Source organism: Pantoea eucrina (assembly GCF_002095385.1).
Lineage (GTDB): Bacteria > Pseudomonadota > Gammaproteobacteria > Enterobacterales > Enterobacteriaceae > Pantoea > Pantoea eucrina.
In genome coordinates this window covers 1-594 of sequence record NZ_MIPP01000095.1, presented here as the reverse complement: position 1 = coordinate 594, position 594 = coordinate 1, and the positions used below count along the sequence as shown (strand labels likewise).

The window sequence follows — 594 nt, the reverse complement described above, 5'->3', positions numbered from 1 at the left end:
GGTACCGGCGCTGCCGGTGGTGCCCCGGCAGCCCGGCAGCCATGCGCTCGCGCAGCTTGAGCTGCCGGGTGAGAACGCATTCTGGCTGACGCTTTTAACCCCCTTCGATCGCACACTTAGTGACAGTGTCACTCTGCTGCGCAGCTACTGGCTCGATGAGGCTGAAGGCGGCCTGCTGCATCAGCTGCGCAGTGAGGGCGCGTGTGACACGCTGCAGGTCAGCTGGCTGTGGCAGGATACCCGGCACGCGCTGCTCGCGCTGCGCTTCAGTGCAGCGAAGATCTCACCCGCGCAGGCCCGACATATAGAGCAGCGCGTCTGGCAGCATCTGCAGGCCGTGCAGCACAATACGCAGCGCCAGCATCAGCACTATCTGCAGCTGGCGCAGCGCGACTTCCGCGCTGAGACGCCGCTGCGTCAGCTGCGGCTGCGGGCGGCAGCAGAAGCGCCTGCGGCCGATCTGCCTCCTGACCTTGTCCTGGCGATCCGCCAGCTGACGCAGGCTGGCCGGCTGCGCCTGCTGACCCGGCAGCCGCTGAGCGATGCTCTGACCTGCATCACGCAGGGATTTACGCTGCGCTGCAGCAGCAGCGT

General features: G+C 67.0%; 1 pseudogene. It reads left to right on the top strand.

The features are described 5' to 3' along the window. Nucleotides 1–594: pseudogene (locus tag HA43_RS18935) on the top strand (pyrroloquinoline quinone biosynthesis protein PqqF); the annotation flags it as partial.